The following is a 22,439-nucleotide window of genomic DNA, read 5'->3' as shown; positions in this document are numbered from 1 at the left end:
TCTTCATTAATTTTGGCCAAACAGAATTCCATACCAATTGCGTCGATCTAACTCAGGAACCATGGATGTATGCACATGCTTCACTTGAGTATAGGCATCAAGTGAATGCTTGCCCATTTCCCTGCCGATCCCGCTTTGTTTATAACCGCCGAACGGGGCATCATTGCGAAGCATATGCCAGTCATTGATCCAGACAGTACCCGCTTGAAGTCTCCGTGCTACATCGTAAGCTTTATTCACATCTTTAGTCCAAACACCGGCAGCCAAACCGTAAATCGAATCATTGGCCATTTTGATGGCATCCTCCAAATCCGAATAACGAATAACAGATAGGACCGGTCCAAAAATTTCTTCCTGAGCAATTTTCATATCATTCGTTACATTGGCAAAGATCGTTGGCTCAATATAATGTCCTTCTTCGCACCCCATCACTTTTACTTCCTTACCACCACAGACAAGTTCGGCCCCTTCTTTCTTACCAGCCTCAATATAGGAAAGTATAGTTTCCTTTTGCTTTTTAGAAATGACTGGTCCAATATCAGTGGTTGGATCGAGAGGATTGCCCACTTTTAATTTACTTGCCAGCCCGACAAGCCCCTGAATGACCTCATCGTATAGTTTATCTGGAACAAACAAGCGTGTTCCGGATTCACATAGTTGACCGGAGTGGAGGAAAACTCCAAATAAACTTCCCGGCAAGGCAATACTGAGGTCGGCATCCTCCAAAATAATGTTTGGTGATTTACCCCCTAATTCCAAAGTTGTATTTTTGATGGTTTTTGAAGCAAGCTCCATAATTCTCCGACCAACTTCCGTAGAACCAGTGAAAGCAACCTTATCTACTTGTGGATGAGAAACTAATGCTTCACCCACTTCTGCCCCTGGACCTGCCACGACATTGATGACGCCTGGAGGTACTACAGAGGAAATAATTTCAGCCAGCTTTAGAGTGGCCAGTGGCGTATAACTGGCAGGCTTCACCACCACTGTATTTCCCATCGCTAACGCTGGGGCAATTTTCCAAGTGGCAATCCACATTGGCAAATTCCATGGTGTTACGGCTGCACAAACCCCGATTGGTTCCCGCCAGACAAAGTTATGGGCAGGTCCTGGGAACGGAGGGACTGGAAGCGTTTCCGAAAATGGATATTCTAACGTGAATTTCGCCAATGTTTGAAATAAATCTACCATTTGGAGGACATCGATACTGCTGATTCGTCTTAATGTACCCCCAGAACTTATGGCTTCTAGATACACTAGTTCTTCAGCATGCTCGGCAATTTTATAAGAAATCGCATAGAGGACATTAGCGCGATCCTTCGGCTTCATGTTTTTCCAATCCCTTTGATCAAATGCTTCGCGGGCTGCTTTTACGGCACGATCAACATCGGCTGCAGTTCCTTTCGCCACCTTGGCCACTACTTGCCCATTTGCTGGGTTATACACATCAAACGTCTCATTACTGCTTGCAGGTTCCCATTTCCCATTAATAAAGTGGTAAAATGTTTGAACATCAACTTGAACGGTCATGACTACATTTCCTCCCTTTTTATAAGATTCCAATCTCACTTTCTGTTACCCTATAAATCTCTTCAATTTTCTTGCCCTTTGCTCTTGCCAGAACATCCATCCTTACTGCCAGCTGTTTCATTGTAAAATTCATAATCTCCTCTGGATTTCCCCCGAACGACGTAACCTCCCTTCCTGCGGTGCCCTCTTGATTAAGTTTAATGGCTAATGGCGCCAATTTTCCCATTTTCATCATCACGAATTCGTAGAGATGTGGGTGCTCACAAATCAAACGCTGCAGCAAAAATGTGCCGTACCCTATATGTCTTGATTCATCCTTCTTTAAGTTCCCCACTCCTTCAAGCAGGCCTGGCATGATTCCGGCTGTTTCCAAGGCTGCATAGAAGGAAAAATATCCGGTTTCAGCCAATACCCCTTCAACAAACATATTGTAAACAACCGATGCTTCGGCAATGGCTTCTGGCGACTGGTCTGAAACGAGACGTCCCATGGCAGCTGGCAAAATTTCATAAAATATTTGTTTATAGGTGTCGGTGTGGAAATGGGCCAAGTCACCCTTTTCATCAAGGGCGTTAAGTACCCGGCGGAAAAATTCAGTATGCTTGGCTTCTTCATATAGAAAAGTGGTTAAAAACATTTCTTCTTCTAGGCGTCCTTCTTTAGCAATAGTCATGATTAATGGTAGTAGATCAAGTGTTACAGCTTCTTCACCTGCTTGAAATTGCGAAATCAATCTGAGGATATCCTCTCGCTGTTCTGCGGTTAGCTTTTTCCAATCTTCTCGATCCTGACTGAAGTCAAGATCGGCCGGATTCCATGTTCCGACCCGTTTGGCCTTTTGATACAATCGATATGGAAATGAATCCTCTTGAATCCCCCTGCTGCTTGTTGTGATAAAAGTTCTTTTTTCCATAATGATGCTCCCTTCTTTTATTAAAATGATTGAGTGACGATGTCTGCAGCTGTTTTACGAAGATGGGTTTTTAAAATTTTGCCAACACCGTTTCTCGGTAAGGTATCTAGAAATACAATTCTTCTGGGTGTTTTGCTTTTCGCTAAATGGTCTTGACAATAGCGGAGTAATTCTTCTTCTGTTAAGTCAGCCCCAGGCTTTTTCACGACACAAGCGACCATTTCTTCGCCCATCCGTTCATCTGGGATCCCGACAACTGCGGCCTCTGCCACTTGTTCATGCCCACTCAAAATTTCCTCGATATCACGTGGATAAAGATTGAAGCCTCCCCTAATGATCAAGTCTCTTTTCCGGTCCACAATATAGAGGTAGCCATCATCGTCCATCCGGGCCATATCGCCGGTATATAACCAACCATCCTTTAGGACGCGTTCAGTTTCTTCGAGATTTTGAAAATATCCAGGAGTAACATTGTCACCACAGACAATTAATTCTCCCACCTCTCCAAGTGGTACCTCAACTCCTGCATCATTAACAATTTTCACTTCGACCCCAGGAATCGGAATGCCGACTGATCCCGGTTTAATATCGAACCCTTTTCGATGGGCCGAAACCACTGGTGCTGCTTCCGATAACCCATAGCCTTCATATACCTTGGCACCAAACTTTTTCTCAAAAGCATAAAGCAGAGCAACTGGCAATGGCGAGGAACCCGAACCGATCGATTCCAATGAAGAAGTATCGAATTGGTCGGCCTGTGGATAGGTCACCATTGCATAAATCATCGCCGGTACAGCCGAAAAGGACTTAACCTTATGCGTTTCAATCGCTTTGAACACTTCTTTTACATCAAAATGGGAGAAAACCGCAATAGATCCACCCGTCAAAAACGAAATATTAGAAACGGTCAATCCATATACATGAGCAAGCGGAAGAACCCCTAATGTAGTTCCCCGTTCTGTCTCATTGTGTTTAGCTGAATTCTCTGCATTGGAATACAAATTTTTATGAGTCAATAGCACCCCTTTTGGGTTCCCAGTGGTTCCAGAGGTGTATAAAATGACTGCAGTATCATCAGACATCACCTGGTCCAGTAGTGTGCTGTTCCCCTCGACCATCACATCATAAAAGTTTTTGAGTGTTCCATTTGAGGGAACATCTACAACGATTACTTGCGGTTCTGAAGGTATTTCTTCAAGGGCCTTTTCAACATTTTCCAGTACAAAAGAAGAAGTTATGACTGCCTTTGCCCCCGAATTACGGGCAATATAATGCAGTTCTTTTGGATGAAGCATGTACATAACTGGAACAATAATCGCCCCAGCCCTAGTGATTCCCTGATATGCCATGATGACTTCAGGACAATTGGGCAGACAAACCATCACCCGATCACCTTTTTTAATCCCCAAGTTTAGCAGTCCGTGGGAAAACCGATCGGCAAAATCCTTGATTTGAATATTGGTAAACGTCTTATTTTTGAAAAATAAAAAAGGATACTCACCAAATTCAGTGATATTTAATTCCAGTAAGTCTTTTAGCTTCACACAATCCTCTCCCTTTAAAAATGGTTTATGTGAGTTGGTAAGTGATAAGAGTTTCGGTTTGGTGTTTATGAAAAACTTGATTCCGATCTTCCAATAAATCAAGATGACCTTGGATTTGCGATAACCCTAAATAAATCGTACTTCATTGTAATCGCGGGTACATGACCTGACAGATCGCAAATATACTCTTTGGACCGTCGGATAATATATGTAAGATCTGATTGCAGCGCTTTTCCTGTTCTTGAAATCTTTTTTCAATCAAGAGATCATGCCCTGTAAATGATTCACCGTGTCCGGGGAAAATAGTTGCTAACGGCAGTTTTTTTACTCTTTCCAAAGAATTTCTATATTGCAATAACGGTTTTTGCCGCTCTGCTTCGCCTGGATTGGGCGGTTCAATAAAGGCATTCACTGAAAATGACTTTAATAAATGGTCGCCAGCAATGGCCTCCCCTGTTTCCCGATTCCATAACAAAATATCCGACTGACTATGGCCAGGGACATATACCACTTCAAAGTCCACTCCACCTAACGGAATCACAGCACCATCTTTAAGAAACGAAACCTTTTCCCATTTTTCCTCGCGAAATCGCCGCTTTACGATATGTTTCTCTGGATCCGCACCACAGCTCGATAAAAATTGGTGAAAAAATAGTTGCGTTCTTTCAAATACATCCATCCAAGTGTTAATCCATCCACGTGCTTGCTCATGGACAAAAACGGGTAGTTCTGCCTCTTCCTGAATAAATGAAATCGCTCCGGCATGATCGTCATGGATATGGGTCAAAACAATTGAATCGAGATCCCTCAAGGAAACACCATGTTCGAGCATTTTTTCTCTAAGCTGATCATAGGCTTTTTTACCTGGATTCCCCGTATCCACCAACGTCACCGTCTCACCTTTTACCAAAAAAGCATTTACCTTTCCCTCAACAAAATGAGTATCCAATTCCAATGGAATAATTTTTGCCATAGCAGTCTCCTCCTATCCAAGTATGTTATGATTACCACGTACATTAGGAGGTTGGACGAATCTACTTAAAAACTATATTTCTAGTAACCCAGAATTATGATCATGATCTCCTAAATGTGGAATTATTTTTTTCAAAAAACAATCCCCCTTGCTAGTTCCAAAAGTTTCTGTCTAATCTGCAAGGAGGACATAATACGCTATTTCAATTTGATTGGTACGATTTTCCCATCTTTAACAGCAGCTACTTCCAGTTCACCGTCAAAGCCGCCATCAATGAATTTGTTAAACTGATAAATTCTCACATTTTCAGGGATATTTTCGACACCCTTCTGCATCTCAGCCTGAATCTTCTCGGCATCATCCACAGAACCCGCCGCTTTCATGGCTTCTGCAAAAATATAGGTGGCAATATAGTTCAGACCTGCTTCTGAGCCGGGATCTTCACCATACTTCTCTTTATATTTTTTCGCAAAATCTGGAATAGCCGGACTGTTCTTAGACTCTACCAGCGGCATAACACCAATCGAACCGTTTAATAGATCATAAGATCCCGTTACCTTCTTCATTTCATCAAATTTCGCCTGATCCATCACGATGAAGCCGCCTTTGAATCCAAGCTCTCTGGCCTGCTTCGCCACTTTGGCAGTCGGTTCAGAGGCACCGCCAATGAACAGAACATCTGGCTTTTGCTTTAACGCATTTGTCACAACAGTGAAGAAATCTGTTTCTTTTGTAAAGTCAATGGCTGAATTGTAGACAACCTTACCGCCCTGTTTTTCCCAATACGCTTTTAACTTCTCGGACCAGTCCTTGCCATATTGGGAGGCTGTAGGAAGAAAGGCAATCTTTTTGCCGTAATTTTTCATTTCATAATCTGTGAATGGTTTCAGGTATCCGTCATAACGCGGAGGGATCCTTACAGTCAACTTGTTGCCGACTTCAGAAACCTTAGGTTCGCTAGTGTAAGCACCGATAATGAATTTATCTTGTTGATTAAACACTTGAAGGGCAAAAACACCGCCGCTGTGTGGAGTGAAAATAATAGGGGTTTTGTTTTCCTGAACCAATCTCTTGGCATTGGCCCCGGCTTCATTCGGTAAGTATTTGTCATCCAAGGAGACTATGTTCAACTTATATTTTTTACCTGCAACATCGATTCCGCCGCCTCCATTAATTTCTTCGGCAGCCATTTTAATCCCATTTAACGTACGCTCGCCATAAAAGGCAGCCGGTCCACTTAACGGTCCGGTATACCCTATATTCACCGTACCAGCAGCATCTTCTGTCTTTCCTCCACCTTCGGAAGCTGGCTTTGTGCTTGCCTTCTCCTCTTTCGTACTGTTACAAGCAGCAAGGCTGAAAATCATGATAAAAATAAACGCTAACATGAAAATCGACTTCATTCGTTTCATCGGCTTTCCCCCTTATATTTTTTTCCATTGCAGACAATCCCTAATGTTCTGACTGAAATACCACCCCCTTAAAATAGCAAAGGTTTATGCGCCAATGTACGCCTTTCTTACGTCATCATTGGCAAAAAGCTCCTCTGAGGACCCTTTCAGGACGATGGTTCCATTTTCAAAAACATAGCCTTTATCGGCAATTTTTAAAGCGGCATTGGCGTTTTGTTCCGCCAATAGGATGGTTGTACCTTCCCGATTAATTTGTTGGATAACCTCAAACATTTGTTCAACAATTAAGGGGGCGAGTCCAACAGAAGGTTCATCAAGCAGCATCAACTTCGGTTTGGCCATTAATGTTCTGCCAATTGCTAGCATTTGCTGTTGCCCTCCACTGAGAGAGCCAGCGGCGTCATTCCTTTTTTCCTTTAAGATGGGAAATAATTCGTAAACGTGATCTAATGACCGTTTGATTTCCTCTTTTTTGCGGCGATGGATGAATGCGCCCATTCTTAGATTTTCTTGGACGGACATGGCTGGAAACAACTTTCTACCTTCTGGGCACTGGCCAATTCCCAATTGGACAATTTGGTCGGCTGATCGTTTATTGATTGTTTTGCCATCAAAGATGATTTCTCCTTGTGAGGCCCTGTTTAATCCGCTGATGGCGCGGAAGGTCGTGCTTTTACCTGCACCATTAGAGCCTAACAAGACAACTATTTCCCCTGTAGTCACTTCAATATTAATGTCATGGACAGCCGTATAGCTGCCATATTTGACTGAGACATTAGTAAGCTTAAGCACTGGAACTCCCTCCCAAATACGCTTTAATGACGGTTTCATTGTTACGAATTTCCTCGGGAGTTCCTTCGGCAATTTTTTCCCCGTAATTAAGCACCATGATTTTATCAGCGATTTTCATAATCATTTGCATTTTATGTTCAATCAGACAGACGGTAATTCCCCTACTCACCATTTTTCTCATTAAATGGGCAAGGCCTTCGGTTTCATCTGGGTTGACCCCTGCTGCAGGCTCATCGAGAAAGACAATTTCCGGGTCAGTAGCAAGGGCAAGAGCAAAAGCCGTCCGCTTTTTCTCCTCCTGAGTCAGCCCGCCCACCAGTTTTTCGGCAACATGCTGCAACTCCACAAATTCCAGCACTTCCATTGCTTTTTCACGACACTGTGCTTCCTCCCGTTTTAACCGAGGAGTTCTTAAAATCGCATCGACTAAAGTGGATTTTGTCCTTAATCGATGCCCAACAATGACATTGTCCAACACGGTCGATTGCTCAAATAGATTTGTCGTTTGAAAAGTGCGTGCCACACCTAGCTCGGCAATTTTATTGGAAGGAAGCTTGGAAATATCCTGTCCTTTGAACACAACAGTTCCTGAACTCGGACGGTGAAACCCGCTGATTAAATTGAAAAAGGTGGATTTTCCAGCCCCATTTGGCCCGATAATCGCATTGATTTTTCCTTTTTCAATCGTAAAATCAACCTGATTGACTGCGGTTAATCCCCCAAATTTTTTTGTAAGTTTCTTCGTCTCTAGAAAGCTCATGCTAAACCTCCTCGGACTGTAATTCTTGAGTTTGTTTGCTCAACACAGACGTTTTAGTCGTACGGTGAAGTTGTTTATTTTTCAAAAATAAACTTGAAACCGCCCCCACGATCCCACGAGGATAAAAAATGACCAGCAAGGTGAGGACAGGGCCAAAGATTAACATGCGATATTGCTGGAAATCTTGTAAAAACTGTGAAAGCCAAACGATTAATAAGGTTCCGACAAGCGGGCCGCTCAATGTTCCAATTCCACCGATCAATAAATAGGTTAATAGATCAAACGTAATAGAAATGGAGCCAATGTCCGGGCCAATAAATCTCACAAAAGAAGCGTATAATGCTCCTGATAAACCGGCAAAAAAGGTGGATAAAACAAAGACAGTTAATTTATTTTTCATTGTGGAAATGCCGATGGTCTGGGCTAAATCTTCACTGTTCCGGATCGCAATGTAGGTTCTGCCTGACAAAGAATGGATGATTCGGTACATGATGAATACAACTAGCAGGAGGAAAAATAAGACTAGATAGTAGTGGGAAATCTCTGTTTCAAATGTAATGGGGCCAATAGCTGCAGGTGCAGGAATGCCAATTAATCCGCGCACACCTTCGGTTAATGTTTCCCATTTATCGATAACGAGATAGAGAATATAACCTAAACACAGTGTATAGATCGCGAAAAAATGCTCTTTTGTACGTAAGGCAATCAGCCCTACTATGAATCCAATAGCGCACGTAATAAGCAAAGACAGGATGAAAGCCAGCCAAAAGTTCATTTGTTGTTTAACCGTGAGGATCCCTAACGAATAGGCACCAATGGCAAAGAATCCGGCATGTGCTAGTGACAGGTATCCCGTATAGCCTGCCAGTAAATTTAAACCGTAGACTCCGATCATCCAAATGAACGCCAGTGTCATCACGTGAATAAAATAGCTGTTAGGGACAACAAGAGGAAAACTGATGCTGAATAACACTAGAATAAGAATGATGGTTCGTTTGTTAAGCCATTTTGCCATTAATGTCCCCCCTTAGAAAATAATCCTGTTGGTTTCACGGTCAGAATAATGACAAGGAGAACAAACGCGGTGATGTCCTTATAATCATTGGAGATATACGTAGCGCCAAGACTTTCACTAAAGCCTAAAATATAGCCGCCCACAATAGCTCCAGGTATACTGCCCATTCCGCCCAGAATAATAATGACAAATGCTTTTAAAATAACAAGACTTCCCATCCCGGGAAAAACAAGATTGATGGGTGCTGATAAAGACGAAGCAATCGCTGCCAGTCCGCCTGAGATCATAAAGGTGAGCATTGCAACCTTATTTGTATTGATCCCTACTAAATTAGCACCCTCACGATTTTGGGACATGGCAATAATAGTAGAACCGGTAAAGGTTTTTTTCAGGAACAGATATAGCAGAATCATCACCACAATAGCGGCTACGACAATCAAAATCCGTTGCATGGTAAAAGTGAGACCGAAAATTTGAACCACTCTCTCATAAGGAGTTGGCATACTTTGGTATTCCGCTCCCCAAAAATATTGAGCAAAGGCTTCGAGAAATAAGAGAATGCCAATTGCGGCAATTTTATCATGGATCGGCGGTGCTTCTCTTAACGGATGAAAAACGAAACGTTCCATTAATACTCCGATGAGTCCGACTGCGATAATGGAGACAAAAATCGCCAACCAATAATGGAGACCGTATTTGGTCATCATTGTTAGCGTTATGTATCCGCCCATCATATATAATGCACCATGCGCAAAATTGGGAATGTGCAATATACCATATACGAGCGTCAATCCCAAGGCAACTAAAGCGTAAACACTACCGATGGTTAAACCGTTGAACAGCTGCTGAATCAGAATCTCCATAGCTCTCCCCCTTTTTTGTATGTAAGGGGGCCTCCTTTGTGGTCTGCCCCCATAGGTTTGAATCATTTCACTTCTGCCTTTTTCTTTTCCTCGTCTTGCAGGGTACGCCATAATATTTTGCCACTGGAAGTCATTGGGAATTGTTTTCTAAACTCGATTATTCTTGGATATTTATAAGCAGCCATATGTTCTTTCGACCACTCGATAATTTCCTCGGCTGTGATTGATCCCTCATACCCCTCATTTAAAATGACGAATGCTTTAACGGTTTCACCTCTTCTTGGATCGGGTACACCCACTACACAAGCCTGCTGAATGGCTGGATGTTTGTAAAGATACGACTCAACCTCCGTTGGCCACACCTTAAAACCAGAGGCATTGATCATCCGCTTTACTCGATCGACAATGAAGTAATAACCCTCATCATCATAGCGGCCAATATCACCTGTTCTGAAAAACTTTTTCCCTTCGATTTCGATAAAGGAGCTGCGATTTTCATCATCGCGATTATAGTAACCGATCATCACTTGCGGTCCATTTACGATAATCTCTCCAACCTGATTCACTCCTAATACCTTTCCTGATGCAGGATCAATAATTCTGGAATCTACATCAAAGGATGGTATACCGAGACACTGCATTTTAGGCCGTTCAGGAGGATTAAAGTGCGTTTGGGCAATCGTTTCAGAAAGGCCATAACCCTCTACGAATCTCAGCCCGGTTAAGTTATATAATTTTTCACCAACTGCTTCAGGAAGTGCCGCTCCACCACCGGAAATAGAGGTTAACGAGGCAATATCTTCAGCATGGAGATTAGGATTTGTCAAGAAATCCACGATCATCGTGGCAATTGTCACCCAGTGCGTGCAGCCTAAATTTTTAATAAGCTCAACAGCAGCATCTCGATTCCATCTTGTTAAAATGACCATCGTACTTCCGCTGAAAATAGGCATATGCATACTGTGGACCATCCCCGTTACATGAAAAAGCGGCAAACTCATCAAGTGGATGGCATTCGTAGTTGAAGACGACCAGTGGTAGGCTCCAACCGTGTTTGCGTTTACTGTCCGATTGGTATGCATACAACCTTTCGGGAGTCCGGTTGTCCCTGATGTATAGGGTAACACTGCCAAATTGTCAGCTTTTGCTGTATGCTCAGATGGAGACAAGTTCGCTTCAAGTGCATCCTTCCAAAGAAAGTGTCCTGGATATGAAAAGACCGCTCGCTGTGCCTCTACCTCTTTTGGAAGCATCCCCTCAAAACCCTCATCAATATAATCCGAATAGGCTGCAATCAATAGATTGCTTAGAGATGTTCTTTTAAGAAGCGGGCTTACACGGTCATATAATTCTTGTCCCACAATTGCTGCCTTAATCTCGCAATCTCGAACATAAAACTCTAGTTCATCCGCTACTAGCATAGGATTAATCGGAACCACAACGGCATTAGCCCGCAAAATCGCATAAAATCCGATCACAAATTGCGGGGAATTTTGCATAAACAGCAAGACATTTTCACCTGATTCTACCCCAAGCTTCTGCTGCAAATAACCTGCCATTGCTGTTACCTGTTCGTCCAGTTCCTGGTACGAGATTTTACCACCGTAATAAAAGATTGCAGTCTGATCAGGATATCTCTCAGCGCTTACCCGCAAATTATCATAAAGCGAAGTTTCCGGCACCCGTAAGGACTTCGAAATCTTCGGCCAATGTGCAAAATGAAGACTTACCACAAACACATCTCTCCTTTAATGATTTTTTAGTGCTAGTCATCTTTAGAATGATAGCGTTTCCAAAATGGTTATGGTGACAGTCACCAATAAACTCTCATACCCCTTTAAATGGTTTGAAAGTAGGTATTGGTGACAGTCACCGGCTGATTATTCGCGTTCTAAAATGGTTGCAATACCTTGACCGCCGCCAATACAGGCAGTGATAAGGGCATATCTGCCACCGGTTCGTTTTAGTTCATAACAAGCTTTGGTTGTGAGAATGGCGCCTGTAGCACCAAGCGGGTGGCCGTGGGCAATGGCTCCCCCGTTTACATTGACTTTTTCCAAGTTCATTTCTAATTCACGGTTACAGGCCAGCACCTGTGCCGCAAATGCTTCGTTAATTTCAATAACATCCATTTGATCCAATGTCAGACCAGATTTCTCCATGACTTTTTGAACTGCTGGAACAGGCCCGATGCCCATGATATTTGGGTCTACCCCGGCGACAGCATATTGTCTGATTACAGCTAATGGTTGCAAACCTAACTCTTCCGCTTTTTCCCAAGACATAATGACAAGTGCAGAGGCTGCATCATTCAAACCTGAACTATTGCCCGCTGTAACCGTTCCACCTTTTAAGAAGGCTGGCTGAAGCTTGGATAATCCTTCGAAAGTCGTTTGCGGTCTTGGATGCTCATCCGTTTTAACGACAACTGGTTCGCCCTTTCGAACTGGAATGGTGATTGGCACAATTTGTTCATCGAAGCGCCCCTCTGCCATGGCTACTGCCATCCGCTGCTGACTTCTTAGGGAGAATTCATCCTGTTCCTCCCTTGAAATATCGTATTTTTTCACTAAATTTTCTGCGGTGATTCCCATTGGCGGGTCACCGATTTCGGCTGGGGACAACTGAGATTTTTTAAAGCTTGGTGGTGCGGAACTGTATGGCTTATCCGGACGATCCATTAAATAGGGTGCACGGCTCATACTCTCAGTCCCCCCTGCTATAAAGATGTCGCCATCTCCTGCCCGGATTGCCTGTGCAGCCAGATTGATTGCGTTAATACCGGAACCGCATTGACGATCAACCGTAATTCCAGGGATTTCAATCGAAAGCCCGGTCTGCAAAGCTGTTAATCTAGCGATGTTTCCTCCACCTGATAACACATTTCCAAAAATAACGTCCTCGATCCATTCAGGTGCAATATTTGCTCTTTTTACAGCTTCTTTTATCACTTCGGCACCAAGTATATGCGCCGGAACTGTCGCAAGTGCTCCACCTTGTCGGCCAATTGCAGTTCTTACCGCTGAAACAATCACAGCATCTCTTTTCAAATTTTTGAACCTCCCTTGAATTCTATTAAACCTACATCACATGCGCTCCGCCATCAACAACAATCACATCGCCGGTAACGAAATCCGAAGCCTTCGATGCTAAAAATAGAGCGACTCCTTTAATATCGGTATCTGAACCAAATTTTCGCAGCGGCGTTCCTTCAAGGATGGCATTTCCACCTTTCTCCAGTAGCCCTTTAGACATTTTAGTCGGGAAAAAGCCCGGTGCGATGGCATTTACATAGATGCCATGCTCGCCCCATTTAACAGCTAAATCCTTGGTAAATGTGATGACAGCACCTTTGCTGGCATTATAGCCGATTGCATTCATCACTTTTGGATTAGACCCCTTTATCCCAGCTACAGAGGCAATATTGATGATTTTGCCTGATTTTTGCTCAATCATGACTTTTCCAACTGCCTGTGACATTAAGAATGTTCCTGTTGCATTAACATTCATGACCTTTTGCCATGCCTCTAACGGCATCTCTTCAACAGATGCTCCCCAGGATGCCCCGCTATTATTGACTAAAATATCGATTCGACCAAATTTCTCCATCGTTTGCTCGACGACATGATTTACATCTTCCGGATTGCTGACATCGCATTTAAATGCCAAGCTTTCAACCCCAAGACTTTTAAGCTCTTCGCTAACTTCCTGACAAGCTTCCAGTTTTCTCGAACAGACCACTATATTTGCGCCCGCCTCGGCTAAGCCCTCCGCAATTTGTTGGCCTAGTCCCCTGCCACCGCCAGTTACTAATGCTGTTTTTCCCGTTAAATCAAACAATTCTTTTACATGCATCCGTCATATCCCCCTAGTCAATCTTATAGGTACTTTTTCAATTCATATCTGGCGATGGCGCGGCGGTGTACTTCATCAGGACCATCAGCAAGTCTTAAGGTCCGGATGTTTGCCCAACTAGCTGCGAGAGGAACATCATCGCTGACGCCGGCAGCACCAAACGCCTGAATCGCACGGTCGATTACCTTTAAGGCCATATTAGGGGCAACCACTTTAATCATGGCGATTTCGCCTTTTGCTTCCTTATTACCAGCAGTATCCATCATATAGGCAGCCTTTAATGTAAGCAATCTTGCCTGTTCAATTTCAATTCTCGAATCAGCAATCCATTCTTGAATAACGCCTTGTTGGGAGAGTTTTTTTCCAAAAGCCGTACGCTCTTGAACGCGCTTACACAACTCTTCCAATGCCCGTTCCGCTGCACCGATTGATCTCATACAGTGGTGAATTCTCCCTGGTCCTAGGCGCCCCTGGGCTATGGCAAATCCTTTTCCCTCCCCCCAAAGCATATGAGAAGCTGGTACTCTAACATTTTTATACTCTATCTCTGCATGTCCGTGCGGAGCATGATCATATCCAAAAACAGGGAGCATTCTTTTAATGGTTACCCCAGGAGTATCGAGTGGCACAAGAATCATAGATTGCTGCTCATATGTAGGAGCATCCGGATCATTTTTACCCATCACAATGGCAATTTTACATCGGGGATCACCTGCACCGGAGGACCACCATTTCGTTCCATTGATGACATATTCGTCTCCATCACGAATAATACTGGCCTGAATATTGGTTGCATCTGAGGAAGCTACATCAGGCTCAGTCATTGAAAAACAAGACCGAATTTCCCCATCCAACAATGGCTGAAGCCACTTTTCCTTTTGTTCTTTTGTGCCGTATCGAACTAATACTTCCATATTTCCTGTATCGGGAGCAGCACAGTTAAATACTTCCGGGGCAATGCTGGAACGGCCCATGATTTCACATAACGGGGCATATTCCAGATTTGTGAGCCCTGCGCCATATTCACTTTCCGGTAAAAATAAATTCCATAATCCGTGCTGTTTTGCTTTTTCTTTTAATTCTTCCATGATGGACGGGATCTTTGAGAACGGATCTTTTGCATCCAGCTGTTCATAATAAAGTTTTTCATTCGAGTAAATATACTCATCCATGAAATCTATGAGTTTTTTCTGAAGGTCCTTTACTTTTTCGGAATAACTAAAATTCATTTCAGTCCACTCCCTTTACATACCAACTAGTTAGTATGTTAATATTTATAATAATATCAAAATTTTTAGAATATTCAACAGCTAGTATTCGTCAATTTTCTTGGTATTTTTCCGTGGTTATAGTCGCTCCACCATGATGGCCATTCCTTGGCCTCCCCCTACACAAAGGGTTGCAATACCCCTTTTTTGATTTCTGCGTTGTAGTTCATACAATAAAGTGGTAAGAATTTTGGCACCGGTTGCACCGAGCGGATGTCCTAGGGCAATCGCACCTCCATTTACATTCACTTTTTCGGGATCCACTTTTAATTCCTGTATGACCGCCAAGGACTGTGAAGCAAACGCCTCATTTAATTCTATCAAATCAATCTCTTCAAGCGTTATGTTCGTACGATTTAACAATTTCTGCACTGCCGGAACCGGACCAATCCCCATAACTCCCGGTTCAACACCGACTGCTGCCCAATCCACGATTCTAGCTAACGGCTGTAACCCTAGTTTTTCCGCGTGTACTGCAGACATTATAACCATCGCAGCAGCACCATCATTTCTCCCACAAGAGTTTCCGGCTGTTACCGTACCGTTGTCTTTAAAAACCGGTCTGAGCATGGCTAAAGAGTCGATGGTGGTTTCCGGACGCGGATGTTCATCTCTATCAAAGATAAATGAGCTTTTTTTATTTTTGATTTCTACAGGTACAATTTCTTCTACAAAACGATTATTAGCGATGGCATCTGCCGCTTTTCTTTGGCTTTTAAAAGCAAAAGCATCCTGATCCTCACGTGAAATGGAATACCTTTTCGCTACATTTTCAGCGGTGATCCCCATCCCAAGCTGACTTCCGTATATTTCCTGTGGCTGCTGACCTGCTTCGGTGTTTGAATCAACCAACTTGGCATTGTCCCCCCCAAAGCGGGAGTTTCGCAGATAAATTGGTGCATGGCTCATACTTTCCGTTCCACCATCCACGATGAAATCCCCATGGCCTGTTGCAATTTGCTGTGCCGCGCATGCGATCGCCTGCAACCCAGAAGCACATAAACGATTAATTGTAAAAGCTGATACTGTCTCTGGAAGCCCCGCCCTTAAGGCAGCTACTCTGGCCACATTTGATGACTGTGTTGTTTGCCTCACTTCTCCAAAAATGACCTCATCCACCTGTTCAGGGGAAATGCCTGCCCGCTTCATCGCCTCTTTGATCACAATTGCAGCAAGCTGACCGGAGTTCAGACTTTTTAATGCACCGCCATATCTACCTACCGCTGTTCTAACTGCGCTTACAATGACTATTTCGTTTTCCATTGCAATCCCCCCAGCTAGCTGTATTCTATTTCCAGTTGCGCAGCTATAATATTTTTCTGAATTTCTGATGTTCCCTCATAGATTCTGGTAATCCTAGCATCCCGGTAAAACCTTTCAACCGGATAATCAGCGATATAGCCTAATCCACCATGAATCTGAACAGCTTTGTCAGCGACCCGATTATAAACCTCTGATCCATAAAGCTTTAGCATGGCTGCTTCCTTAATTACTTTCATCCCTTGGTCAACCATCCAGGCAACACGATAAGTAAAGGAACGAAGCGTTTCGATTTCCACGGCCATTTCAGCGAGCATATGACTGACTGCTTGATTTTTAATGATTGGTTTGCCAAACTGAACCCGTTCAAGTGCGTATTTTGTGGACATATCGAGTAGCTTTTGACAGGAACCTAAATTCCTGGATGCCAATCCTGCTCGTCCGTTGGCCAAAATCTTCAACGCATTTACATAACCTTGGCCTTCTTCCCCAAGCACATTTTCTACCGGAACCTCGCAATCTTCAAAAATTAATTCCGCAGAATGAGAGCCTCTTAATCCCATCTTTTTCTCCACCGCACCGACTTTGAATCCAGGGAAATCTTTTTCCACGATAAAGGACGTAATCCCTTTGGCTCCTTTGTCAGGTTCGGTAACGGCCATAACCGTAAAGACACTTGCCTCAGTAGCATTGGTAATGTAATGCTTGATTCCATTTAAAAGGTACCGATCTCCCTTACGCACTGCTGTAGTCTTTAGGTTCGCAGCATTTGATCCTGCTTCTGGTTCCGTTAAGGCAAAGGCGCCAATTCGTTCACCACTGGCCATCTCAGGCAGATACTTTCTCTTTTGCAGTTCATTCCCCATTTCCACAATTCCAACAGTCCCAATTCCAGTATGGGCCCCAATTAAGGTGGTATACCCATTATGCGTCTGGCCAATCTCCTCGTATAATGCACACTTGCCAACCATTCCGATTCCTAAACCACCATACTCTTCCGGAATGCTTAATCCAAACAACCCCAACTCTTTGGACAGCTTGATAATATAATCGGGGATTTGATTCTCCTCTTCAATTCTCATGGCAGCAGCTTCCACTTCATGTTGAATAAATTCCCGAATATTTTTTTTCATAACCAGAATTTCATCATCTAAAGCAAAATTCATTGCTCCACCTCTAACTTATAGAAAATAAACCCAGCAAATAGAGATGCTTTCTCAAATATGCCGGGTTAACCGTCTCTGTTTTCGATTTTTACGTATAGAGGTTAAATACGACCTCTCCCTTCAATACATCATTACCTTTTTGGTTAACCGCTTGAACAGCAAAGCACAATTCTTGCCCTTCTTTTTCCTTTAAGGTTGCCTTAAGAGTGATACGATCGTCTAAAAAGACCATGCCTTTAAAGCGGATCGAATAGTCTTTGATAAACCCTTCTTCATAATATTCTGTAAACAACTTAGCAAGATTGCCCATCGTCCACATTCCATGGGCAATGATTCCAGGTAGCCCTGCTTTTTTCGCCTCATCGTCAATGGTGTGAATCGGATTAAAATCTCCAGAAGCTCCGGCATATTTGATCAAATCTATTCTTGATACTGGAGGCAATTGAATTTCCTTTACGGATTCACCCTTCTCTAACAGTGCCAGTGAATTCATCGTGCCAACACCTTCCTTACTGCTTCAGAAATGACGACAGTTGAGGTTGAACTGAATATCACATTCCCTTGATCATCCTCGCCCATGCTTTCTAAAACCAAAAAGCCCATTTCTCCAAAGTTCCCTTTTTTCTCAAAATAATTTTTCACCACAGAGGAACAATATACTTCTTCGCCAACAAGCAGCGGGCGAACATAATGAAACGTTTGTTCTCCGTGAATGAGACCTATATTAGGCAGGTTTAAGCCTTCAATTACACCGTAATCAAATACTCTCGGAAACGTTGGAGGCGCAATATTATTCCTATATCGGGAGAGTCTGCCGGTTTCCTCATCGACAAAAATCGGATGAGCGTCACCAATGGATTCCGCAAATTTCTTCACAGCCCCTCTTTCCACCACATTCTTCACTTTAGTGGATCGCTTGCCTATTTGATCCTTGAACATTCCGCTTCACCTCACCATTTAGCATTTTGGTCCGCCAGCTACATAGATCACTTGACCACTTACAAAGGACGATTTTTCATCAGCAAAGAAGGCTACAGCATTGGCAATATCTTCTGGTTTCCCACTTCTTCCCACTGGGATGGCTGCTACACTAGCCGATACTAATTGCTCAAAGGAAATGCCAATTCGTTCTGCTGTTGCTTTGGTCATATCCGTTTCAATAAATCCAGGGGCAACTGAGTTCGCAGTGATTCCATATCTGCCAAGCTCAATCGCAAGTGTTTTTGTAAAGCCCTGTAATCCAGCTTTTGCTGCTGCATAGTTGGCTTGACCGCGATTTCCTAATGCTGAAGTGGAAGAAATATTGATAACACGTCCGTATTTTTGCTCAACCATGTATTTTTGAACAGCTCGTGCAGCATTGAAAGAACCTTTTAAGTGGACATCCATCACTGTCTGCCAGTCTTGATCTGTCATTTTAAATAGTAAATTATCACGAATGACACCTGCATTATTAACAAGGATATCAATCGAACCAAAGGCCTCCTTTATTTCTTTGACCACGGCTTCAACCTGTTCAGAGTCCACCACGTTTGCCACTTTAGAATAGACCTCATAGCCCTTTTCTCTTAATTCATTCGTGGTTTCCGTTAATGCTTCCTCGTTTAGATCAATAATCGCCACTTTTGCCCCTTCTTCTGCAAAAAGTTCAACGATTCCTTTTCCAATGCCGCGGCTGCCTCCTGTTACAAAGGCCACTCTTCCATCAAATCTGCCTGTCATGTTTTTCCCGCCTCCTAAAAATTGTCTATCATACGTACTATATTAGATAACGCTTTCAAAATTCCTGCTAAATATATTGACCAACTTTCACATGGCCCTTAATTAGATTACGAGAAATGATCATTCTCTGGATTTCATCGGTACCATCATAAATGCGCCATAGTCTTGCTTCACGGTACCAGCGCTCAATCGGCAATTCTCGTGTATACCCCATACCGCCGTGTACCTGTAGAACCTTATCAACCACTCGGTTCCCCATATTCGCGCCATATAATTTGGCCATTGATGCTAAATGACGATTGTCCTCACCTTGGTCGAGTGTAAAGGCGGCATTTAGTACCAGCCATCTGGCAGCTTCAATATCTACAGCGCTGTCGGCAATCATCCATTGGATCGCCTGTCTTTCTGCAATTGGTTTCCCAAATGTCACACGTTCCTTTGCGTAATCAATCGCCATTTGTAATAACCGTTCAGCAGTTCCAACAGCTCTTGCTCCAACTATCCATCTGGCAAATCCAATCCATTCCAGGCCAAGGTTATACCCTTTGTGAAGCTCACCAAGGATGTTCTCTTCCGGCACACGGACGTTATCAAAGACAAGACCGGCTGGACCCCATTCTCCCATGGTATGTATATACTCTGATTTCCAGCCCATATCACGGTCGACGATAAAGCAGGTTACCCCTTCCCGTCCTTTTGTTTTTTGATGCATTTCTTTATCAGTAATCGCGATCGCCATAACAAAGTCGGCTTCATTTCCACCGGTAATGAATGTTTTTTCACCATTCAGTACCCATTCATTGCCATCTTTAACCGCTGTCATTTTGATATTCTGCGTATCAGAACCGGCACCAGGCTCAGTCATAGCAAAACATGATTTTTTTTCACCATTTATTGTAGGAATTAAGTATTTTTTCTTTTGTTCTTCATTACCATAATAGAGGATATTATCTGCGGAGCCCCCGAATGCAAATGGGACAAAGGTTTTTGAGATTTCCATGTAGACAATGGCCATCATCATTTGGCCGAGGTTGGCACCACCGTATTCTTCAGGTGTATTAATCCCCCAGAAGCCGGCTTCCTTTGCCTTTAATTGGAGTTCCTTTAATTTACCTGGCGGCAGGCTGGGCTTTCCTTCACGTTCATTTCTTAACACATCATTTTCCAGCGGGATTAATTCCTTCTCAACAAATTTTCTAATCGTTTGTTGGACCATTTTTTGCTCGTCAGTTAAACGTAAATCCATCCTTTTCCCTCCATTCATGAACTCTCAAACTAGTTTTTTGTGGACATTTCTACTATATGCTCGTTTCGCTCTTCACATACCTACCGGTTAGTATGTTAATTCTATTTTATTCGGAAATTTCAGAAAAAACAAGTCAAAAATAAAAAAATCCTTTGATTGGGTTCAAAGGATTTTTGCATCTGTTAAATAGATTTTGCCTGTTTCATCATTTTTCGGGCTGTCCGTTCTTTTAAACTGGATATGGCGATAGAACTGCACAGCCAGATGATCAGACCCAATGTAATACTAAATATCCAGTTATCAGTAGAATGCAATGTTACAAGAACAGTTGTTACACAAATGATTCCGCCAATCATTCCGTAAACTGATCCTTTGGCAATATTCGTTGCCTTTTTGGTTCCAGAACCGATCCCAACCATAATAATTGCAGTAAGCATAACCGCAGGAAACGCCGCAAAGATACCGGCAAGTATTTTCCAGGGTGAAATGACAGTTATTAAATAGCTTAAAGAAACAGCCGTTCCACCTAAAATAAATCTCATCAATAAATCCTGTTTATTCATTATGAATCACCCTTTTAAAGCATATATGAAGTAATAAATACGACCACACTGGAAACGACAAGCCAACAGGCCATTGCATTTATAATTCCTTTTTTCCAGCCCATTCTTGGCAATAAATAGCCGGCAAGAACGGCAACTAAAATATTTATGGCCATTCCGAAAATAGCTCCTTTGGATAGGATTATGGATTGAGAGATTAACTGTCCACCGTGAAAATCCAATCCGATTGTTAATAGAGCTGCAAGATATACGGCCGGAAATGCCGCAAAGATGCCTCCTGTTTTTTCACCCAATTTTTTTGCGACAATTGTGCAGGCAACTACAGCAAAACCTCCTAATAAAAATCGAATAAGCAATGCACTTACAGATAAATGTACCATCATGTTCGCCTCTTTACCCTTCTGCCTTATCAAAATAAGAATAAGCAACATTATTATTGTGATAATATTCACATATATCTTTTACTTTATTATTTTAACTCATATTCTTTACTGTGCATGTGAACTTTTTATTAAGGTTTGTGAAGCGTTTTCAAAAGGGGTTTTATTTAGCCTTTTTTAATCTTTTTTCAGTTGACTATTTTTTAACAAATTAACAAAAGATAATAATGATATTCCATTGGGATATCATCGTTTCAAATCCTAAAATGAGGTGATTTGATGAGCTACAGAGAGCGTTTAGATTCCCAATCAGAGCTATTCCACCATACCTGGACAAGGCCCAAGCGCCAGAAGTCCCAGGTGAATGGCCAGACGCAAGTGTCGCAAAACACCATCATCTTAAGGAGTAATGCCAAAGCACACCGTTGGTAATGTAAGGCAACTGAAACGAGGCGAAGGATCATTTTTGATCCTTCGGATGGAAAGCCTTTTCTCGTTTTTCGAACGGGGAAAGGCTTTTTCCATGTTTATATGTTACCTACTAAAATTAACATATTCCCCCATATTGATTTTACTGTTAGGAAGGATTAACATTAATCTAGTTATGTAAGTCAGGAGTGTTGATTATGTTTGCTGATTTTACCATCAGGGATGCAAGTTTAGATGACCTACCCGCTATCGTTAATATATATAACTCTACTATTTCAGGCAGAATGGTAACGGCCGATTTGGAGCCTGTAACGGTGGAAAGCCGATTGCAATGGTTTCACGAGCATTCTTCTTCGTTCCGGCCATTATGGGTAGTAATTGATCAAGGTGTCATCTGTGCTTGGCTTAGTTTTCAATCGTTTTACGGTCGACCTGCCTACAACGGTACCGCTGAAATTAGTATTTATATTCACCCGGATTATCGTGGTAAAAAATTGGGTAAATATTTGATTCAATTAGCCATTGATGCCTGCCCGGGTTTAAACATCAAAACATTATTGGGATTTATTTTTGCCCACAATGTACCAAGTGTAAAGCTTTTTTCAACATTTGGATTTGAAAAATGGGCCCACCTTCCTAACATTGCCGAGCTGGATGGCATAGAAAGAGATCTACTTATTATGGGCAAACGGGTTTCTTAGTTCGTTTATAGTCCAACAAGATCATTATTCTTTATCATTTCTCCGTT

The 22,439-nt window shown here is 42.7% G+C and carries 23 protein-coding genes; 2 read left to right on the top strand and 21 right to left on the bottom strand.

Going from position 1 to position 22,439, the window contains the following annotated elements; all coding sequences use genetic code 11:
- Positions 1 to 6: 6 nt before the first annotated feature.
- The 21 genes from ACI3K6_RS02565 to ACI3K6_RS02465 all read right to left on the bottom strand — a co-directional run bounded on the left by ACI3K6_RS02565 (position 7) and on the right by ACI3K6_RS02465 (position 21,262).
- A complete protein-coding gene (locus ACI3K6_RS02565) occupies positions 7 to 1,530 on the bottom strand; it encodes an aldehyde dehydrogenase family protein (RefSeq protein WP_435553574.1) in 1,524 nt (507 codons plus the stop codon).
- Between the two features lie 19 nt (positions 1,531 to 1,549).
- Positions 1,550 to 2,443, bottom strand: coding sequence for a R2-like ligand-binding oxidase (locus tag ACI3K6_RS02560; protein WP_435553573.1), 894 nt, complete (start codon positions 2,441 to 2,443; stop codon positions 1,550 to 1,552).
- A gap of 20 nt (positions 2,444 to 2,463) precedes the next feature.
- Positions 2,464 to 3,987 carry a long-chain-fatty-acid--CoA ligase gene (locus ACI3K6_RS02555; RefSeq protein WP_435553572.1) on the bottom strand — a complete coding sequence of 508 codons (1,524 nt, stop codon included), beginning with the start codon at positions 3,985 to 3,987 and terminating at the stop codon, positions 2,464 to 2,466.
- Positions 3,988 to 4,129: 142 nt separating this feature from the next.
- Positions 4,130 to 4,960: an MBL fold metallo-hydrolase gene (locus ACI3K6_RS02550; protein WP_435553571.1), complete on the bottom strand. Its 831-nt coding sequence runs from the start codon at positions 4,958 to 4,960 to the stop codon at positions 4,130 to 4,132.
- A gap of 197 nt (positions 4,961 to 5,157) precedes the next feature.
- Positions 5,158 to 6,372 (bottom strand): ABC transporter substrate-binding protein, encoded by a 1,215-nt coding sequence (locus tag ACI3K6_RS02545; RefSeq protein WP_435553570.1) that lies wholly within the window; start codon positions 6,370 to 6,372, stop codon positions 5,158 to 5,160.
- Between the two features lie 84 nt (positions 6,373 to 6,456).
- Entirely contained in the window at positions 6,457 to 7,164 is a 708-nt protein-coding gene (locus tag ACI3K6_RS02540) for an ABC transporter ATP-binding protein (RefSeq protein ID WP_335481215.1), read from the bottom strand.
- On the bottom strand, positions 7,157 to 7,924 hold the full coding sequence (locus tag ACI3K6_RS02535; protein WP_435553569.1) for an ABC transporter ATP-binding protein: 768 nt from the start codon (positions 7,922 to 7,924) through the stop codon (positions 7,157 to 7,159). Before ACI3K6_RS02535 ends, ACI3K6_RS02540 begins: the two co-directional genes overlap by 8 nt.
- A 1-nt stretch (position 7,925) precedes the next feature.
- Entirely contained in the window at positions 7,926 to 8,939 is a 1,014-nt protein-coding gene (locus ACI3K6_RS02530) for a branched-chain amino acid ABC transporter permease (RefSeq protein WP_435553568.1), read from the bottom strand.
- A complete protein-coding gene (locus tag ACI3K6_RS02525) occupies positions 8,939 to 9,802 on the bottom strand; it encodes a branched-chain amino acid ABC transporter permease (protein WP_435553567.1) in 864 nt (287 codons plus the stop codon). The genes ACI3K6_RS02530 and ACI3K6_RS02525 overlap by 1 nt, the downstream gene beginning before the upstream one ends.
- Before the next feature lie 62 nt (positions 9,803 to 9,864).
- Positions 9,865 to 11,535 carry a long-chain fatty acid--CoA ligase gene (locus ACI3K6_RS02520; RefSeq protein WP_435553566.1) on the bottom strand — a complete coding sequence of 557 codons (1,671 nt, stop codon included), beginning with the start codon at positions 11,533 to 11,535 and terminating at the stop codon, positions 9,865 to 9,867.
- Between the two features lie 147 nt (positions 11,536 to 11,682).
- Positions 11,683 to 12,852, bottom strand: a complete 1,170-nt coding sequence (locus tag ACI3K6_RS02515; RefSeq protein WP_435553565.1) for a thiolase family protein — start codon at positions 12,850 to 12,852, stop codon at positions 11,683 to 11,685.
- Between the two features lie 31 nt (positions 12,853 to 12,883).
- Positions 12,884 to 13,657 (bottom strand): SDR family oxidoreductase, encoded by a 774-nt coding sequence (locus ACI3K6_RS02510; RefSeq protein WP_435553564.1) that lies wholly within the window; start codon positions 13,655 to 13,657, stop codon positions 12,884 to 12,886.
- A gap of 23 nt (positions 13,658 to 13,680) precedes the next feature.
- On the bottom strand, positions 13,681 to 14,886 hold the full coding sequence (locus ACI3K6_RS02505) for an acyl-CoA dehydrogenase (protein WP_435553563.1): 1,206 nt from the start codon (positions 14,884 to 14,886) through the stop codon (positions 13,681 to 13,683).
- 117 nt (positions 14,887 to 15,003) lie between these two features.
- Positions 15,004 to 16,188 (bottom strand): thiolase family protein, encoded by a 1,185-nt coding sequence (locus tag ACI3K6_RS02500; protein WP_435553562.1) that lies wholly within the window; start codon positions 16,186 to 16,188, stop codon positions 15,004 to 15,006.
- 14 nt (positions 16,189 to 16,202) lie between these two features.
- Positions 16,203 to 17,351: an acyl-CoA dehydrogenase family protein gene (locus tag ACI3K6_RS02495; RefSeq protein WP_435553561.1), complete on the bottom strand. Its 1,149-nt coding sequence runs from the start codon at positions 17,349 to 17,351 to the stop codon at positions 16,203 to 16,205.
- A gap of 88 nt (positions 17,352 to 17,439) precedes the next feature.
- Positions 17,440 to 17,844, bottom strand: a complete 405-nt coding sequence (locus ACI3K6_RS02490; RefSeq protein ID WP_435553560.1) for a MaoC/PaaZ C-terminal domain-containing protein — start codon at positions 17,842 to 17,844, stop codon at positions 17,440 to 17,442.
- Positions 17,841 to 18,290: a MaoC family dehydratase N-terminal domain-containing protein gene (locus ACI3K6_RS02485; RefSeq protein ID WP_435553559.1), complete on the bottom strand. Its 450-nt coding sequence runs from the start codon at positions 18,288 to 18,290 to the stop codon at positions 17,841 to 17,843. The genes ACI3K6_RS02490 and ACI3K6_RS02485 overlap by 4 nt, the downstream gene beginning before the upstream one ends.
- A gap of 18 nt (positions 18,291 to 18,308) precedes the next feature.
- Positions 18,309 to 19,073, bottom strand: a complete 765-nt coding sequence (locus tag ACI3K6_RS02480; protein WP_335476702.1) for a beta-ketoacyl-ACP reductase — start codon at positions 19,071 to 19,073, stop codon at positions 18,309 to 18,311.
- A 67-nt stretch (positions 19,074 to 19,140) separates the two neighbouring features.
- Entirely contained in the window at positions 19,141 to 20,319 is a 1,179-nt protein-coding gene (locus tag ACI3K6_RS02475) for an acyl-CoA dehydrogenase family protein (RefSeq protein ID WP_335476701.1), read from the bottom strand.
- A gap of 182 nt (positions 20,320 to 20,501) precedes the next feature.
- Entirely contained in the window at positions 20,502 to 20,882 is a 381-nt protein-coding gene (locus ACI3K6_RS02470) for a DUF3147 family protein (RefSeq protein WP_435553558.1), read from the bottom strand.
- 14 nt (positions 20,883 to 20,896) lie between these two features.
- On the bottom strand, positions 20,897 to 21,262 hold the full coding sequence (locus tag ACI3K6_RS02465; RefSeq protein WP_435553557.1) for a DUF3147 family protein: 366 nt from the start codon (positions 21,260 to 21,262) through the stop codon (positions 20,897 to 20,899).
- Between the two features lie 279 nt (positions 21,263 to 21,541).
- Between ACI3K6_RS02465 and ACI3K6_RS02460 the strand changes: the two genes are divergently transcribed.
- Entirely contained in the window at positions 21,542 to 21,694 is a 153-nt protein-coding gene (locus tag ACI3K6_RS02460) for a YpzG family protein (RefSeq protein ID WP_335476698.1), read from the top strand.
- A gap of 194 nt (positions 21,695 to 21,888) precedes the next feature.
- Positions 21,889 to 22,392 (top strand): GNAT family N-acetyltransferase, encoded by a 504-nt coding sequence (locus ACI3K6_RS02455; RefSeq protein ID WP_335476697.1) that lies wholly within the window; start codon positions 21,889 to 21,891, stop codon positions 22,390 to 22,392.
- The last annotated feature ends 47 nt before the right edge of the window (positions 22,393 to 22,439 follow it).

Origin of the sequence: Neobacillus solisequens (assembly GCF_051233465.1) — a bacterium.
GTDB lineage: Bacteria > Bacillota > Bacilli > Bacillales > Cytobacillaceae > Neobacillus.
The sequence above is the reverse complement of the archived record's forward strand: the minus strand, read 5'-3'. Positions and strand labels throughout refer to the sequence as shown.